The sequence below is a fragment of the Klebsiella sp. RCJ4 genome (assembly GCF_009025755.1).
Classification (GTDB): domain Bacteria; phylum Pseudomonadota; class Gammaproteobacteria; order Enterobacterales; family Enterobacteriaceae; genus Klebsiella; species Klebsiella michiganensis.
On record NZ_WCIN01000043.1, the window covers coordinates 23866 to 39580 of the forward strand.

The 15715-nt window shown below is 58.2% G+C and carries 14 protein-coding genes; 9 read left to right on the forward strand and 5 right to left on the reverse strand.

Annotation, left to right across the window (positions count from 1 at the left end; all coding sequences use genetic code 11):
• The first annotated feature begins 4 nt into the window (after nt 1-4).
• The 7 genes from pepP (at nt 5) to F8562_RS23000 (ending at nt 9458) form a co-directional block, all read left to right on the forward strand.
• Entirely contained in the window at nt 5-1321 is a 1317-nt protein-coding gene (gene pepP / locus F8562_RS22970; RefSeq protein WP_014226807.1) for a Xaa-Pro aminopeptidase, read from the forward strand.
• Nucleotides 1318-2496, forward strand: coding sequence for a 2-octaprenyl-6-methoxyphenyl hydroxylase (gene ubiH, locus F8562_RS22975; RefSeq protein WP_014839516.1), 1179 nt, complete (start codon nt 1318-1320; stop codon nt 2494-2496). The genes pepP and ubiH overlap by 4 nt, the downstream gene beginning before the upstream one ends.
• Before the next feature lie 10 nt (nt 2497-2506).
• Nucleotides 2507-3709 (forward strand): FAD-dependent 2-octaprenylphenol hydroxylase, encoded by a 1203-nt coding sequence (ubiI, locus tag F8562_RS22980; protein WP_014839515.1) that lies wholly within the window; start codon nt 2507-2509, stop codon nt 3707-3709.
• Between the two features lie 421 nt (nt 3710-4130).
• Entirely contained in the window at nt 4131-5225 is a 1095-nt protein-coding gene (gene gcvT / locus F8562_RS22985) for a glycine cleavage system aminomethyltransferase GcvT (RefSeq protein ID WP_009654955.1), read from the forward strand.
• A gap of 22 nt (nt 5226-5247) precedes the next feature.
• On the forward strand, nt 5248-5637 hold the full coding sequence (gcvH, locus tag F8562_RS22990; protein ID WP_004854088.1) for a glycine cleavage system protein GcvH: 390 nt from the start codon (nt 5248-5250) through the stop codon (nt 5635-5637).
• A gap of 143 nt (nt 5638-5780) precedes the next feature.
• Nucleotides 5781-8654 carry an aminomethyl-transferring glycine dehydrogenase gene (gene gcvP / locus F8562_RS22995; protein WP_014839514.1) on the forward strand — a complete coding sequence of 958 codons (2874 nt, stop codon included), beginning with the start codon at nt 5781-5783 and terminating at the stop codon, nt 8652-8654.
• Nucleotides 8655-8714: 60 nt separating this feature from the next.
• Nucleotides 8715-9458: an SDR family oxidoreductase gene (locus F8562_RS23000; protein ID WP_025105965.1), complete on the forward strand. Its 744-nt coding sequence runs from the start codon at nt 8715-8717 to the stop codon at nt 9456-9458.
• 108 nt (nt 9459-9566) lie between these two features.
• On the opposite strand, the gene F8562_RS23005 is transcribed toward F8562_RS23000, so the two are convergent.
• From F8562_RS23005 to F8562_RS23015, 3 genes are all read right to left on the reverse strand, one after another.
• Nucleotides 9567-10058 (reverse strand): protein disulfide oxidoreductase, encoded by a 492-nt coding sequence (locus F8562_RS23005; protein ID WP_004854083.1) that lies wholly within the window; start codon nt 10056-10058, stop codon nt 9567-9569.
• Between the two features lie 190 nt (nt 10059-10248).
• Nucleotides 10249-11682, reverse strand: a complete 1434-nt coding sequence (locus tag F8562_RS23010; RefSeq protein ID WP_014839512.1) for a 6-phospho-beta-glucosidase — start codon at nt 11680-11682, stop codon at nt 10249-10251.
• Nucleotides 11683-11803: 121 nt separating this feature from the next.
• Entirely contained in the window at nt 11804-12532 is a 729-nt protein-coding gene (locus tag F8562_RS23015; protein ID WP_025105967.1) for a MurR/RpiR family transcriptional regulator, read from the reverse strand.
• A 50-nt stretch (nt 12533-12582) separates the two neighbouring features.
• On the opposite strand from F8562_RS23015, the gene yqfB reads away from it, so the two are divergent.
• Together yqfB and trhA are read left to right on the forward strand one after the other, a co-directional pair.
• Nucleotides 12583-12894: a N(4)-acetylcytidine aminohydrolase gene (gene yqfB / locus F8562_RS23020; protein ID WP_014839510.1), complete on the forward strand. Its 312-nt coding sequence runs from the start codon at nt 12583-12585 to the stop codon at nt 12892-12894.
• Nucleotides 12895-13055: 161 nt separating this feature from the next.
• A complete protein-coding gene (trhA, locus tag F8562_RS23025; RefSeq protein WP_014839509.1) occupies nt 13056-13715 on the forward strand; it encodes a PAQR family membrane homeostasis protein TrhA in 660 nt (219 codons plus the stop codon).
• Between the two features lie 159 nt (nt 13716-13874).
• Here trhA and dagF read toward each other — a convergent pair whose 3' ends face one another.
• Nucleotides 13875-14618: a 2-dehydro-3-deoxy-phosphogluconate aldolase gene (gene dagF, locus F8562_RS23030; RefSeq protein WP_014226798.1), complete on the reverse strand. Its 744-nt coding sequence runs from the start codon at nt 14616-14618 to the stop codon at nt 13875-13877.
• A complete protein-coding gene (dgaE, locus tag F8562_RS23035) occupies nt 14605-15714 on the reverse strand; it encodes a D-glucosaminate-6-phosphate ammonia lyase (protein ID WP_014839508.1) in 1110 nt (369 codons plus the stop codon). The genes dagF and dgaE overlap by 14 nt, the downstream gene beginning before the upstream one ends.
• Nucleotide 15715 lies beyond the last annotated feature (1 nt).

Genomic DNA, 15715 nt, shown 5'->3' on the forward strand with positions numbered 1-15715 from the left:
CGTCATGACTCAGCAGGAATTTCTCTCTCGTCGCCAGGCTCTACTGGCGCAGATGCAGCCGGGCAGCGCAGCGCTCATTTTCGCCGCGCCGGAAGCGGTACGCAGCGCAGATTCAGAATATCCCTACCGGCAGAGCAGCGATTTTTGGTACTTCACCGGCTTTAATGAGCCAGAAGCGCTGTTGGTATTGATTAAAAGCGATGAGACGCACAACCACAGCGTGTTGTTTAACCGCGTGCGCGATCTGACCGCTGAAATCTGGTTTGGCCGCCGCCTCGGGCAGGAAGCTGCCCCCGCGAAGCTGGGCGTCGATCGCGCGCTGGCATTTAGTGAAATCAATCAGCAGCTGTTCCAGCTCCTTAACGGCCTCGACGCTATCTACTTTGCCCAGGGCGAATATGCCTACGCCGACGACATCGTGTTTAACGCGCTGGAAAAACTGCGCAAAGGCGTACGGCAGAATCTGCAGGCGCCAGGCTCGGTCATTGACTGGCGGCCGATGGTGCATGAGATGCGCCTGTTTAAATCGGCAGAAGAGCTGGAGGTCATGCGCCGCGCAGGGGAGATCTCCGCGCTGGCCCACACCCGCGCTATGGAAAAATGCCGTCCCGGGATGTTCGAATATCATCTGGAAGGCGAGATCCTTCACGAATTCAACCGTCACGGCGCGCGCTTTCCTTCTTATAACACCATCGTGGGCGGCGGCGAAAATGGCTGCATCCTGCACTACACCGAAAATGAGTGCGAGCTGCGCGACGGCGATCTGGTGCTGATTGACGCAGGCTGCGAATACCGCGGCTACGCGGGCGATATCACCCGCACCTTCCCGGTTAACGGCAAATTTAGCCCGGCCCAGCGCGAGATTTACGATATCGTTCTTGAATCTCTGGAAACCTCGCTGAAGCTCTATCGCCCGGGTACCTCAATTAAAGAGGTTAACCAGCAGGTGGTGCGGATTATGATTACCGGCCTCGTGCGTCTGGGGATCCTGAAAGGTGAAATTGATGAGCTGATTGCCAATAACGCCCATCGACCTTTCTTTATGCATGGCCTGAGCCACTGGCTGGGGCTCGACGTGCATGATGTCGGCAGCTATGACGTTGACCGCTCGCGTATTCTTGAGCCGGGAATGGTGCTGACCGTTGAACCGGGGCTGTATATTGCGACGGATGCCGACGTGCCGGCCCAGTACCGCGGCATCGGCATTCGTATTGAAGACGACATCGTCATTACCGAAGACGGTAATGAGAACCTCACCGCCGGCGTAGTGAAAAAAGCGGACGATATCGAGGCGCTGATGGCGGCGGCGCGCCAGCTATGAGCATCCTGATCGTCGGCGGAGGAATGACCGGCGCGACGCTGGCGCTAGCGATATCTCGCCTGACCGGCGGTACGCTGCCGGTGCATCTGGTTGAAGCATCTGCGCCGGATTCCGTGCAGCATCCGGGCTTTGACGCCCGCGCCATCGCTCTGGCTGCCGGTACCTGCCAGCAGCTGGCTCGCGTTGATATCTGGCAAGAGATAGCCGACTGCGCCACGGCCATTCAGCGCGTTCACGTCAGCGATCGCGGCCACGCGGGGTTTGTGACGCTCGAGGCTGAGGAGTATGGGCTGGCGGCGCTGGGCCAGGTGGTCGAGCTGCACGATGTCGGCCAGCGCCTGTTTGCGCAGCTGCGCAAGGCGCCGGGCGTGACGCTGCACTGCCCGGCAAAGGTGGAAAATGTCAGCCGCAGCGAAGAGAGCGTCAACCTGGTTCTGGACAACGGCGAAACCCTCAGCGGTAAACTGCTGGTCGCCGCCGACGGCTCGCGCTCGACGCTGGGGGCCCGCTGCGGTATCAGCTGGCAGCAGGAACCCTATGAACAGCTGGCGATTATCGCCAACGTCAGTACCGCGCAGCCGCATAGCGGGCGCGCGTTTGAACGCTTTACCCCACACGGCCCGCTGGCGATGCTGCCCATGTCGCAGGGCCGCTGCTCGCTGGTGTGGTGTCATCCGCAGTCGCGGCGTGAAGAGGTGCTGAGCTGGTCGGACGAACGCTTCCGCCATGAGCTTCAGCAGGCATTCGGCTGGCGTCTTGGCCGGATCGTCCATGCCGGAAAGCGCAGCGTGTATCCGCTCTCGCTCACCCGAGCCAGCCGCACGGTTGCGCATCGGCTGGCGCTGGTCGGCAACGCGGCGCAAACGCTGCATCCTATTGCCGGGCAGGGATTTAACCTCGGTCTGCGCGACGTCATGAGCCTGGCGGAAATGCTGGCGCAGGCGCAGGCAGAAGGAGAGGATCCGGGCGGCTATCCGCTTCTGAGCCGCTATCAGACCCGACGCGCCGCAGATAAAGCCGCCACCGTCGGCGTGACCGATGGGCTGGTGCATCTGTTCGCCAATCGCTGGGCGCCGCTGGTGGTGGGGCGCAACGTCGGCCTGATGGCGATGGAATTATTTACCCCGGCGCGCGATGCGCTGGCGCAGCGTACCCTCGGTTGGGTTCCCCGTTAAGGAGTGAAACGTGCAAAGTGTTGATGTCGCTATTGTTGGCGGTGGAATGGTGGGGCTGGCGGTTGCCTGCGGTTTGCAGGGCAGCGGGCTGCGCGTTGCGGTGCTGGAACAGGCCGCGCCTCAGCCGTTAAGCGCGGATGCGCCGCCGGCGCTGCGGGTGTCGGCGGTTAACGCCGCCAGCGAGAAGCTGCTGAGCAAACTGGGCGTCTGGCAGGATATTATCGCCCAGCGCGCCAGCTGCTACCACGGTATGGAAGTGTGGGATAAAGACAGTTTTGGCCGCATCAGCTTTGATGACCAGAGCATGGGCTTTAGCCACCTTGGGCATATTATTGAAAACGCCGTGGTTCACCACGCCCTGTGGCAAAAAGCGCAGCGCTGCGCGGACGTCACTCTGCTGGCCCCGGCGCAGCTGCAGCAGGTTGCGTGGGGGGAGAACGAGGCCTTTCTTAGCCTGCAGGACGGCACGATGTTAACCGCCCGGCTGGTGGTTGGCGCCGATGGGGCCAATTCATGGTTGCGCAATAAAGCCGATATCCCGCTCACCTACTGGGATTATCACCATCACGCGCTGGTTGCCACTATTCGCACCGAAGAACCGCACGAAGCGGTGGCACGTCAGGCGTTCCACGGCGAAGGGATTCTGGCGTTTCTGCCGCTGAGCGATCCGCATCTTTGCTCGATTGTCTGGTCGCTCTCTCCCGAAGAGGCTGAGCGGATGCGGCAGGCGGACGATGCCGCTTTTAACCAGGCGCTGAATATTGCCTTCGATAACCGCCTCGGCTTATGCGCCGTGGAGAGCGAGCGCCAGGTCTTCCCGCTCACCGGCCGCTATGCGCGTCAGTTTGCTGCCCATCGTCTGGCGCTGGTCGGCGATGCCGCCCATACCATTCATCCGCTGGCGGGGCAGGGCGTCAATCTTGGCTTTATGGATGCCGCCGAGCTGATCGACGAACTGAAGCGCCTGCACGCGCAGGGCAAGGATATCGGCCAGCATCTGTATCTGCGTCGCTATGAACGCAGCCGTAAACATAGCGCTGCGCTGATGCTGGCGGGGATGCAGGGCTTTCGCGACATGTTCTCCGGCCACAATCCGGCGAAGAAGCTGCTGCGCGATATCGGTCTTAAGCTGGCGGATACATTGCCCGGCGTGAAGCCGCAGCTTATCCGTCAAGCGATGGGCCTCAACGACCTGCCCGCCTGGTTACGTTAAGTACGTCACACTTCTCTCACCCGGCCGCCGCGCCGGGTTATCCCCTCTCATTTGAAATAATCTAATTTCACCTCGTTTTTCGCATTAGTTTTATTAATGTTACCTTTTTTTTGTTATAGAAATTAGGCTCGTCATTTCGCAGAAAATATCATCATGCGCTGCTTTTTTAACTAATTAGTTTGGTTTTGTGCGGATTTAATCGCTTTTTTGTAGATAAAAACACTGTAGGCTCTGCGGCTGATTTTGGTCATAAGCTAATGTGATGTCCTGACCAGGCTTATGGTTTAGTGCGGATATCGGTGGTAAGTTCAGGCCAAAGAGAACGTTTGCGTCGGCGTCCTTTAGCGATGCTGGCGGCGTTTTTCGCGGCGCAAAAACGCCAAAAATCGTGGCTGGTTCCGTTTTATTCGATGAGGAAAAGATGGCTCAACAGACTCCGTTGTTTGAACAACACACGCTATGCGGCGCGCGCATGGTGGATTTCCATGGCTGGATGATGCCGCTGCATTACGGATCCCAGATCGATGAGCATCATGCGGTGCGCGGTGATGCCGGAATGTTCGATGTGTCGCACATGACCATCGTCGATTTTCACGGCAGCCGAATCCGCGAGTTCCTGCGCTATCTGCTGGCTAACGACGTGGCGAAGCTCACCGTGCCGGGCAAAGCGCTCTATAGCGGCATGCTGACCGCCTCCGGCGGCGTCATTGATGACCTGATTGTTTATTTCCTTTCTGAAGACTATTTCCGCCTCGTTGTTAACTCCGCCACCCGTGAAAAAGACCTCGCCTGGATCACCCAGCAGTCTGAATCCTATGGTCTTGAGATAACCGTGCGTGACGATCTCTCCCTGATCGCCGTACAGGGTCCAAAGGCGAAAGAGAAAGCGGCGACGCTGTTTACCGACGCGCAGCGCCAGGCCGTGGAAGGCATGAAGCCGTTCTTTGGCGTGCAGGCGGGCGATCTGTTTATTGCGACTACCGGCTATACCGGTGAAGCGGGTTATGAAATCGCGCTGCCGAACGAGCAGGCGGTGGATTTCTGGCGCGGCCTGCTGGACGCGGGCGTTAAGCCGTGCGGCCTTGGCGCGCGCGATACGCTGCGCCTGGAAGCGGGCATGAATCTTTATGGCCAGGAGATGGACGAAGGCGTCTCTCCGCTGGCGGCTAACATGGGCTGGACCATTGCCTGGGAACCGGCTGACCGTGATTTTATCGGGCGTGAAGCGCTGGAACTCCAGCGTGAAAAAGGCACCGAACAGCTGGTCGGCCTGGTGATGACCGAGAAAGGCGTTCTGCGCGGCGGCCTGCCGGTGCGCTTCAGCGATGCCGATGGCAATCAGAAAGAAGGCATTATCACCAGCGGCACCTTCTCCCCGACGCTGGGCTACAGTATTGCCTTAGCGCGCGTACCGGAAGGCATCGGTGAAACCGCCGTGGTGCAGATTCGCAATCGCGAAATGCCGGTCAAAGTGACGAAACCCGTTTTTGTACGCAACGGCAAAGCCGTGGTGTGATTTCCCATTTGGAGATGAAATGATGAGCAACGTACCAGCAGAACTGAAATACAGCAAAGAACACGAATGGCTGCGTAAAGAAGCGGACGGCACCTATACCGTCGGTATCACCGAGCACGCGCAGGAGCTGCTTGGCGATATGGTTTTCGTTGACCTGCCGGAAGTGGGCGCCGCCGTAGAAGCGGGCGCCGACTGCGCGGTTGCCGAATCCGTCAAAGCCGCTTCCGATATCTACGCGCCGATTAGCGGCGAAATTGTTGCCGTCAATGAAGAGCTGAACGACTCCCCTGAGCTGGTCAACAGCGAGCCGTACGCCGGCGGCTGGATCTTTAAAATCAAAGCCAGCGATGAAGCTCAGGTTGCCGCGCTGCTGGATGCGACCGCATATGAAGCTCTGTTAGAAGACGAATAAATACGCTTCATCCTTCACGTTGCAGGGGCGTTGGCTTCCTGCAACGCGAATGATTTGCGTCTTCTGGCCCGGTTAGCGTCAGTGCTCGCCGGGCAAACCCGTCAGACAATCACGATTCACCGCACGTTCAGGAACCATCGCTCATGACCCAGACTTTAGGCCAGCTTGAAAACCGTGACGCCTTTATTGAACGTCACATCGGCCCGGATGCCCGGCAGCAGCAGGAGATGCTGAAAACCGTTGGCGCCGATTCGCTTAACGCCCTGATTGGCCAGATTGTGCCGCAGGATATCCAGCTGGCAACGCCGCCGCAGGTGGGCGAAGCAACCACGGAATTCGCCGCGCTGGCGGAACTGAAGGCGATCGCCGGTCGTAACAAGCGCTTCAAGTCGTACATTGGCATGGGCTACACCGCCGTGCAGCTGCCGCCGGTGATTCAGCGCAACATGCTGGAAAATCCGGGCTGGTATACCGCCTATACGCCTTATCAGCCGGAGGTTTCCCAGGGTCGCCTGGAGTCACTGCTGAATTTCCAGCAGGTGACCCTCGACCTGACCGGGCTCGATATTGCCTCAGCCTCGCTGCTCGACGAAGCCACCGCCGCCGCGGAAGCGATGGCAATGGCCAAACGCGTAAGCAAACTGAAAAACGCCAACCGCTTCTTCGTCGCTGCCGACGTTCACCCGCAGACGCTGGACGTGGTGCGCACCCGCGCGGAAACCTTTGGTTTCGATGTGATTGTCGATGATGCGGAAAAAGCGCTCGACCATCAGGACGTCTTTGGCGTGCTGCTGCAGCAGGTAGGCACCACCGGCGAGGTTCACGATTACAGCAAACTGATAGCTGACCTGAAAGCGCGCAAAGTGATTGTCAGCGTCGCGGCCGATTTTATGGCCCTGGTTCTGCTGACTGCCCCGGGCAAGCAGGGCGCGGACATTGTGTTTGGCTCCGCCCAGCGCTTCGGCGTACCGATGGGCTACGGCGGCCCGCACGCGGCGTTTTTTGCCGCAAAAGATGAATTCAAACGCTCCATGCCGGGCCGTATTATCGGCGTATCGAAAGATGCGGCGGGTAATACCGCGCTGCGCATGGCGATGCAGACGCGCGAGCAGCATATTCGCCGCGAGAAAGCGAACTCCAATATCTGTACCTCCCAGGTGCTGCTGGCCAATATTGCCAGCCTGTACGCCGTGTTCCACGGCCCGGCCGGCCTGAAGCGTATCGCCAGCCGTATTCATCGCCTGACCGATATTCTCGCCGATGGCCTGCAGAAAAAAGGCCTTAAGCTCCGCCATGTTCACTACTTCGATACCCTGTGCGTGGACGTTGCCGATAAAGCTGCTGTGCTGGCGCGGGCGGAAGCGCTGCAGATCAACCTGCGCAGCGATATTCATCACGCCGTCGGGATCACGCTCGATGAAGCCACCACGCGCGAAGACGTCCTGAACCTGTTCCGCGCCATCGTGGGCGACGATCACGGCCTGGATATCGACACGCTGGATAAAGACGTGGCCCTGGACAGCCGTTCGATCCCGGCCAGCATGCTGCGTGACGATGCGATCCTCACTCATCCGGTGTTCAACCGCTACCACAGCGAAACCGAGATGATGCGCTATATGCACGCGCTGGAGCGTAAGGATCTGGCGCTGAACCAGGCGATGATCCCGCTGGGCTCCTGCACCATGAAGCTGAATGCTGCCGCGGAGATGATCCCGATCACCTGGCCGGAATTCGCCGAACTGCATCCGTTCTGCCCGGTTGATCAGGCTGAAGGCTATCATCAGATGATTGCCCAGCTCTCCGACTGGCTGGTTAAGCTGACCGGCTATGATGCGGTCTGCATGCAGCCGAACTCCGGCGCGCAGGGCGAATACGCGGGCCTGCTGGCGATTCGCCATTACCACGAGAGCCGCAACGAAGGGCATCGCGATATCTGCCTGATCCCAAGCTCTGCGCACGGCACCAACCCGGCTTCCGCGCAGATGGCGGGAATGCAGGTAGTGGTGGTCGCCTGCGATAAAAATGGCAACATCGACCTGGCGGATCTGCGGGCGAAAGCCGAGCAGCATGCGGCGAACCTCTCCTGCATCATGGTGACCTATCCGTCCACCCACGGCGTTTATGAAGAGACTATTCGCGAAGTGTGCGAAGTGGTGCATCAGTTTGGCGGCCAGGTTTACCTTGACGGCGCGAACATGAACGCCCAGGTCGGCATTACCTCTCCGGGCTTTATCGGCGCGGACGTCTCGCACCTCAACCTGCATAAAACCTTCTGCATTCCGCACGGCGGCGGCGGCCCGGGTATGGGGCCGATCGGCGTGAAATCGCACCTGGCGCCGTTTGTGCCGGGCCACAGCGTGGTGCAAATTGAAGGCATGCTGACCCGCCAGGGCGCGGTTTCCGCCGCGCCGTTCGGCAGCGCCTCCATTCTGCCGATCAGCTGGATGTATATCCGTATGATGGGCGCAGAGGGGCTGAAACAGGCGAGCCAGATGGCGATTCTGAACGCCAACTACATCGCTACCCGGCTGAAAGACGCGTTCCCGGTGCTGTATACCGGCCGCGACGGTCGCGTGGCGCACGAATGTATTCTGGATATTCGTCCGCTGAAAGAAGAGACCGGCATCAGCGAGCTGGATATTGCCAAGCGACTGATTGATTTTGGTTTCCACGCTCCGACCATGTCCTTCCCGGTTGCCGGCACGCTGATGGTGGAACCGACCGAATCGGAAAGCAAAGTGGAGCTGGACCGCTTTATCGATGCGATGCTGGCGATTCGCGGCGAGATCGACCGCGTGAAAGGCGGTGAATGGCCGCTGGAGGATAACCCGCTGGTGAACGCGCCGCATACTCAGGGTGAACTGGTGAGCGAGTGGAACCATCCGTACACCCGTGAACTGGCGGTCTTCCCGGCGGGGCTGAACAACAAGTACTGGCCGACCGTTAAGCGTCTGGACGATGTTTACGGCGACCGTAACCTGTTCTGCTCCTGCGTGCCGATGAGCGAATACCAGTAATCTGCTGATTAGACTATCTTTTAAAGGCGCTGCGGCGCCTTTATTTTTTGGGAGAATGGCATGACGATAGCTTTGGTGACGGGCGGCAGCCGGGGAATAGGTAAAGCGACGGCGCTGCTGCTGGCGCAGGAAGGCTATACCGTGGCGGTGAATTACCACCAAAATAGCGCTGCCGCGACCGGCGTGGTGAACGAAATTATCGCCAGCGGTGGCAAAGCCGTTGCGCTACGGGCGGACGTCAGCGATGAAGCGCAGGTGATGGCGATGTTTACCGCTATCGATCGCCTCGGCGAACCGCTCGCCGCGCTGGTCAATAACGCCGGCATTTTATTTACCCAGGGGACGATTGAAAGCCTTTGCGCGGAGCGGATTAACCGGGTGCTGGCCACCAACGTGACCGGTTACTTCCTCTGCTGCCGGGAGGCGGTAAAGCGGATGTCGCACAAGCACGGCGGTAAGGGCGGGGCGATTGTGAATGTGTCGTCCGCGGCATCGCGCCTCGGGGCGCCGGGGGAGTATGTGGATTATGCCGCGTCAAAGGGCGCGGTTGATACTCTGACTACCGGCCTGTCGCTGGAGGTGGCGGCGCAGGGGATTCGGGTTAACGGCGTGCGCCCCGGCTTAATTTATACCGACATGCACGCCAGCGGCGGTGAACCGGGGCGCGTGGATCGCGTGAAGTCGATGCTGCCCATGCGGCGCGGCGGGCAGCCGGAGGAGGTGGCTCAGGCCATCGTCTGGCTGCTGAGTGAGAAGGCTTCCTACGTGACCGGCAGCTTTCTGGAGCTGGCGGGCGGGAGATAATCGGAACTCGTTTTCCGGGGGGCGGCTAACGCCTTGCCCGGGATACAACATCTGTTTACCTCACCCCATCCCTGGCCCTGCTAAGCGCAGCGCAAGCAGGGAAATGCGCTACGACGCCAGCCACAGCCGCAGGCGCATCCCCCAGCCGCTGGTCCAGCCGGTGGTGACTGACTTCACCTCGCCGCGCGAGATAACGATAAGGGTCGGCGTGACCTGCACCTCCCACCGTTGGGATAGCTGACCGCTGGCGTCATTGATCGTCGGCAGCGCCATTTTTTTATGCGCCAGCCATCGCGCCAGAGCGGCGTTGTCGCCGGAGCGTAGCGCTACCGTCATCACATTGCCGCCATCGTTGGCTAAAGCGGCCACCGACGGGGTGGTATAGCGGCAAACGCCGCACCAGGTGGCCCAGACGTACAGCAGCAAAGGGCGCTCGTGGCTCATTGCCGCCAGATCGACCGTTCGGCCATCAAGCGTTTGCAGCGGCATGCTGGAGAAATTCTGCGGCAGCGCGGGCCTGCGCAGGTAATCCACCGCCAGGCTGACGGCGGCGACAATCAGCAGCCATATCAGGATCTGTCTGAAGACGTTTAGCATCATTTTTCTACATTGTGATGCGCCGGAAAGGCCGGCAGCGTGCGGCGTTGATTCACGAAGTCAGCGTCAGCGACTCAACGATTGATGTGGTTTATCTTATCGGCTGAGCGTGGGTTAGCAATGCTAAAGCTGTAAAGAAGTGTCTGTTTTGTGGGAAGTTTTGCCCCCTTCCGGCTGGAAAGGGGCAAGATGATTACAGTTTCTCGCCGTTGCTGGCGATAACCTCTTTGTACCAGTTAAAGCTCTTCTTGCGCAAGCGGGACATATCGCCGGTACCATCGTCATGTTTGTTGACGTAGATAAAGCCGTAGCGCTTGCTGTACTGACCGGTCGTGAAGGAGACGCAGTCGATGCAGCCCCACGGGGTATAGCCCATTAGCTCAACGCCGTCGTAAGTCACCGCTTTGATCATCTCTTCGACGTGAGCGCGCAGATAGTCGATGCGATAGTCGTCGTTGATGTTGCCGTCTTCCTCGACTTTATCGTACGCGCCGAAGCCGTTTTCGACGATAAACAGCGGCTTCTGGTAGCGCTCATACAGTTCACACAGCGCATAGCGCAGGCCGACCGGGTCAATCTGCCAGCCCCAGTCGGAGGCTTTGACGTGCGGGTTGGGCACGCTGCCTTCAAAGCCGGAGATCGCGTCGCCGGTGCCGCCTTCCGCTTTCACCGCGTTGGTCATGTAGTAGCTGAAGCCGAGATACGCGCAGGTGCCTTCGCGCAGGATTTGCGCATCGCCGTCCTCCATGTTGATATTGAAGCCGCGGCGTTCCCATTCGTTCAGGACGTAGCTCGGGTAGTAGCCGCGCAGCTGGACGTCGGTAAAGACGTAGCGTTCACGCATTGATTCCTGGGCAAACATCACGTCTTCCGGCTTGCAGGAGAACGGATAGAGGGCGACCATTGCCAGCATGCAGCCCACCTGCATCTCCGGATTGATTTGACGCGCTGCCTTCACCGCCAGCGCGCTGGCGACAAACTGATGGTGCAGCACCTGGTACATGGTCTCTTCCGGGTTTTCATGCTCGGTATAGACCACGCCGGAGCAGCAGTAGCCAAACAGCGGCGCGCGGCAGTTACGCTGGTTGTTGATCTCGTTAAAGGTCATCCAGTATTTCACTTTGTGCTTATAGCGCTCGAAGACCACTTCGGCGAAGCGCACAAAGAAATCGACCACTTTGCGGTTGGTCCAGCCGCCGTACTGCTGAACCAGATGCAGCGGCATCTCAAAGTGGGAGAGGGTAATAACCGGTTCGATGTTGTACTTCAGCAGTTCATCGAACATGTCATCGTAGAATTTCAGCCCTTCTTCATTCGGCTGGCTTTCGTCGCCCAGCGGGAAGATGCGCGTCCAGGCGATAGAGGTGCGGAAGCACTTGAAGCCCATCTCGGCGAACAGCTTGATGTCTTCTTTGTAGCGGCCGTGGAAATCGATGGCTTCGTGGTTCGGATAGTACTTGCCCGGCTCTACCTGCTGGGTTATCTCGCGCGGCACGCCGTGCGCGCCGCCGGTAAGCACGTCGCAGATGCTCGGGCCTTTGCCGTCTTTATTCCAGCCGCCTTCAACCTGGTGCGCGGCGACGGCGCCACCCCATAAAAAGTCTTTTGGTAAAGGAATTTTCTTCATCTTTGCTCATCTCGTCTTAATGACTTGTTGGCTGCGAGTCTAACAAAGGGAATATAAATGTCACGATATAACAATTTGCCCGGAATGGAATTTGTTACATCGAAAAAACACCCTGTTATTTTCAGGCGAGTTTGCGCGCTAATTTACGCCCAAGCGTTTCCAGAATATAAATGACCGGGATCTGGGTGGTAATGTCATAGACGCCGCCGATGCGCGTTTGCGGAACGTGCCAGGAGAGATTAAAGTCGGCAAGCTTTGCCAGCCGCGAGTGCTCGTGGCTGGTGATAGACATCACTTTACAGCGATGCAGGCTGAACTGGCTGGCGAAGCGCAGGATCTCTTCGGTTTCGCCGGAGACCGACAGCACGATGGCCAGCGCATTACGCGCCATATCATTGGTCACCGGAAAATAAGGGTCGTCGATATGGTTACTGAATTTCCCGACGTTAGAAAAGAAACGCGCGCCATATTTTGCCAGCGCGCCGGAGGTGCCGGCACCAACAAAAATAATACGTTCTGAAGACAGAATAATATCGACCGCCTGCTCGAGCAGCTGGTCAAATTCATCGTTATTAACGCTTTTAAAAAAGCTCATTATTTCGCTGGCGCCGATATTTGCCTGTTGAGGCTCATTCTGCTCCAGATATAATTTAAAGCGTACGCGAAACTCCGAGTAGCCTTCGCACTGCAGCTTGCGGCAGAAGCGCAAAACGGTAGTCGTGGAGACTCCGGCCGCTTCCGCCAGCTCGCGGATGGTCATGTACATCACTTTGTCGCGATTTTTAATGACGTAGTGATAGACCATCATCTCAAGATTATTGAGACTGGCGATAGCGGCGTGGGAGAAGATACTCACAGTGGCAAACTCACAATTCATAATGACCAGGACGGAATGATATCATGCAGCCAAATGACATAACCTTTTTTCAGCGTTTTCAGGACGACATCCTCGCCGGACGCAAAACCATTACCCTCCGCGATGCGGCTGAATCACACTTTAAAGCAGGCGATGTGCTGCGCGTTGGCCGCTATGAAGATGACGGCTATTTTTGCACCATTCGCGTGGTGGCCACCTCAACGGTGACGCTGGATACGCTGAGTGAACTGCACGCGCAGCAGGAGAATATGACCCTGGCGCAGCTGCGTGAGGTGATTGCGGAGATCTATCCTGAAGAAAAGCAGTTTTATGTTATTGAATTCGAAAAGCTTTAAATAAACAGTGAACGTCTGTTAGTTGAAATTTTTATGTAACCTATTGATTTTATACTGTTCATAAATATTCATCTTTTTATTTTAGCGAACAGGTGTTCACTGGAATCATTCTCAGTTAACCTAAGTGTGCATTGAAAGCGTACTTGTTTTCGGAGTCAAATATGGTTCGCAAATCGTTAATCACACAGGGATATTCTCTGGCAGAGGAAATTGCCAACAGCGTCAGTCACGGGATTGGGCTGGTGTTCGGTATCGTCGGTCTGGTGCTGCTGCTGGTGCAGGCGGTGGACAGCAACGCCGGCGCCACGGCCATTACCAGCTACAGCCTGTACGGCGGCAGCATGATTTTGCTGTTCCTCGCCTCGACCCTCTATCACGCGATTCCGCATCAGCGGGCTAAGCTGTGGCTGAAAAAATTCGACCACTGCGCCATCTATTTGCTGATTGCCGGGACCTACACGCCGTTTCTGCTGGTGGGGCTAAATTCGCCGCTATCGCGCGGGCTGATGATCGTCATCTGGAGCCTGGCGCTGCTGGGGATCCTGTTTAAGCTGACCATTGCGCATCGTTTTAAGATCCTCTCTTTAGTGACCTACCTGACCATGGGCTGGCTGTCGCTGATCGTCGTTTATCAGCTGGCGATTAAGCTGGCGGTGGGCGGCGTGACGCTGCTTGCCGTGGGTGGCGTGGTCTATTCGCTGGGGGTTATTTTCTACGTCTGCAAACGTATTCCGTACAACCACGCTATCTGGCACGGTTTTGTCCTGGGCGGCAGCGTGTGCCACTTCCTGGCCATTTATTTGTACGTCGGGCAGGTTTAAATTTCGCGAAATCTCCCGGCTCGCGCTACGTTTAGCCGGGCTACAGGTTCACCGTCGTCTGAGGGCTGGTAGCCCGGACATGGCGCGCCAGCGCCGCCTCCGGGACATTCTTCGTTGGTGATGGCCTGCCTGCCCGGGCTACGGCCTGGTGTTTTTTATTCAGACCACGGCTTTCACGATATCCATTAATCTGCGGATATCTTCTGGCCGGGTATTGCCGGTTTGCGGGTCGATTATCGAGCTGTAAACATGGGGCATCACGCGAGGTACGCCTGCTTCCAGACAGCTTTGCAAAATAATGCCAAAGTTATCGAGATCGATTCCGCCGGTTGGTTCGATTAACGTCATCCCGTTACGGGCTGCCGTGGTCGCCAGCATATACAGCTCCGGTAACGACTTTTCGCCGCCCATGGGGAAAAACTTCGCCGCATGGGCCCCCATGTCCTGCATCATGCGTACCGCCGCATCGCAGGAGACGCGGGCCGGCGTGCCCTGACAGCTGCTGACGCCGGTGGAGATAAGAACCTCGCCAGGGGTTCCCGTCGGGCTGACCAGCGCGTTAATGCAGGTTTGCTGCCCCCCCGTAGCCGCCAGCGCCCCTGCGGCAAACCCGCAGCCGGTAAAGGTCTGATTAACGTGCGCCGGGTGAAGCGCTGACGCGATCATCGCCGCTTTGTAATATTGCGCAGGATCGCCGGCGCCCAGGCCTACGGAGATGGAGGGTATCTCCGCCATCCAGCGTTTTACCTCCTGAACACCTTCTTCCACGGAGGCAAACTGTGCCGAGAGGACGCCAATCGCCGCATGGCCTTCGGCGGCATCATAAATGTCCCGGGCGTTGGCGATATCTTTCGCCAGCACGTTAATCGCGACGCGTTGACGGTAAAAATTAATTTGCTGCATGGTCTGCAATCTCCTTTAGGCGCGCCACGATCAGGCTCATTTCACCCTCGGCTACCGTTCGTGGGTCCAGGCTAAAAACCCCCTGATGGAGGTTATAGCGCCGGGCGTAAATGGCGATCTCGCCATTGCGCAGCTGTGCTTCGACTTCGCGGGCATCCAGGCCGAGTTCCTGGGCATTCACCTGAATGCGGATACGCCAGATAGCGCGTCCGGCTTCATCCTGCTCAATATCGGCTTGTAAGCCGTTTATCGCTGAGATCGCTTTCGCGACGGGCAGGAGTTCCTCGGCAGTGACCCCCTTCTGCCCCTGATGATAGTGTTCCAGCGCATAAACCAGACCGACCATATTCTCCTTGCCGATTTTCATCGCCCGGGCAATACCGTGATGCTGCGCCTTACACGCCGCTATCCACTGTTTTTTCCCGGTGATGAATCCGGAGGTGGGCGCGTTAAACGCTTTTGCCCCGCTATAGATAACCATGTCCGCTCCGCTCGCCGCCCAGACGCGTAAATCCTCCTCGGCGGCGGCATCGACAATCAGCGGCAGGTTGTGAGTCTGTGCGACCTGCACGAAATCCTCGATACTCAACATCCCTTTTTGCACGCAGTGGTGTGATTTCACATACAGCAGGGCGGCGGTGCTGGCAGAGATCGCGCTCTCCAGCTGCCAGCGCGCCGCCAGATTGCTTGAACCGACCTCCACAACGCGCCCACCGCCTAAGCGAATCGCGCTGGTGATGGGCGCGCCGTAATCGACGTTATGCCCGCGGAGCATGACGACTTCGTTGGCCATACCGCGACTGTCCGGCATCTGCATCACTCGCGCCTGGTCGCCATGGGTAATCGCGGCGGCCACGGCGATGGCGATTCCCGCCGAGGCGCAGGAGGTGATATAGCTGTCCTCCGCGCCGGTAAAGCGGGAGACCCGCTCGCCGGTTCGGTCTACCAGCCTGTCGATTTCCACAAAGGCCGATGCCGCCCGCGCCGTTGCCTGCATCACCTCCGGCGCCACGCTGGAAACGCCCAGAATCGTCATTTTGCCGCAGGCGTTAATCACCTGTTTTAACCCCAGCTGTTGATAGATATTCTGCGTCATG

Coding starts and splice junctions, on each gene's coding strand:
- dagF (WP_014226798.1), bottom strand. CDS start 14,618: ATGCAGCAAATTAATTTTTACCGTCAACGCGTCGCGATTAACGTGCTG.
- ubiH (WP_014839516.1), top strand. CDS start 1,318: ATGAGCATCCTGATCGTCGGCGGAGGAATGACCGGCGCGACGCTGGCG.
- F8562_RS23000 (WP_025105965.1), top strand. CDS start 8,715: ATGACGATAGCTTTGGTGACGGGCGGCAGCCGGGGAATAGGTAAAGCG.
- gcvP (WP_014839514.1), top strand. CDS start 5,781: ATGACCCAGACTTTAGGCCAGCTTGAAAACCGTGACGCCTTTATTGAA.
- F8562_RS23005 (WP_004854083.1), bottom strand. CDS start 10,058: ATGATGCTAAACGTCTTCAGACAGATCCTGATATGGCTGCTGATTGTC.
- F8562_RS23010 (WP_014839512.1), bottom strand. CDS start 11,682: ATGAAGAAAATTCCTTTACCAAAAGACTTTTTATGGGGTGGCGCCGTC.
- gcvT (WP_009654955.1), top strand. CDS start 4,131: ATGGCTCAACAGACTCCGTTGTTTGAACAACACACGCTATGCGGCGCG.
- yqfB (WP_014839510.1), top strand. CDS start 12,583: ATGCAGCCAAATGACATAACCTTTTTTCAGCGTTTTCAGGACGACATC.
- trhA (WP_014839509.1), top strand. CDS start 13,056: ATGGTTCGCAAATCGTTAATCACACAGGGATATTCTCTGGCAGAGGAA.
- dgaE (WP_014839508.1), bottom strand. CDS start 15,714: ATGACGCAGAATATCTATCAACAGCTGGGGTTAAAACAGGTGATTAAC.
- pepP (WP_014226807.1), top strand. CDS start 5: ATGACTCAGCAGGAATTTCTCTCTCGTCGCCAGGCTCTACTGGCGCAG.
- gcvH (WP_004854088.1), top strand. CDS start 5,248: ATGAGCAACGTACCAGCAGAACTGAAATACAGCAAAGAACACGAATGG.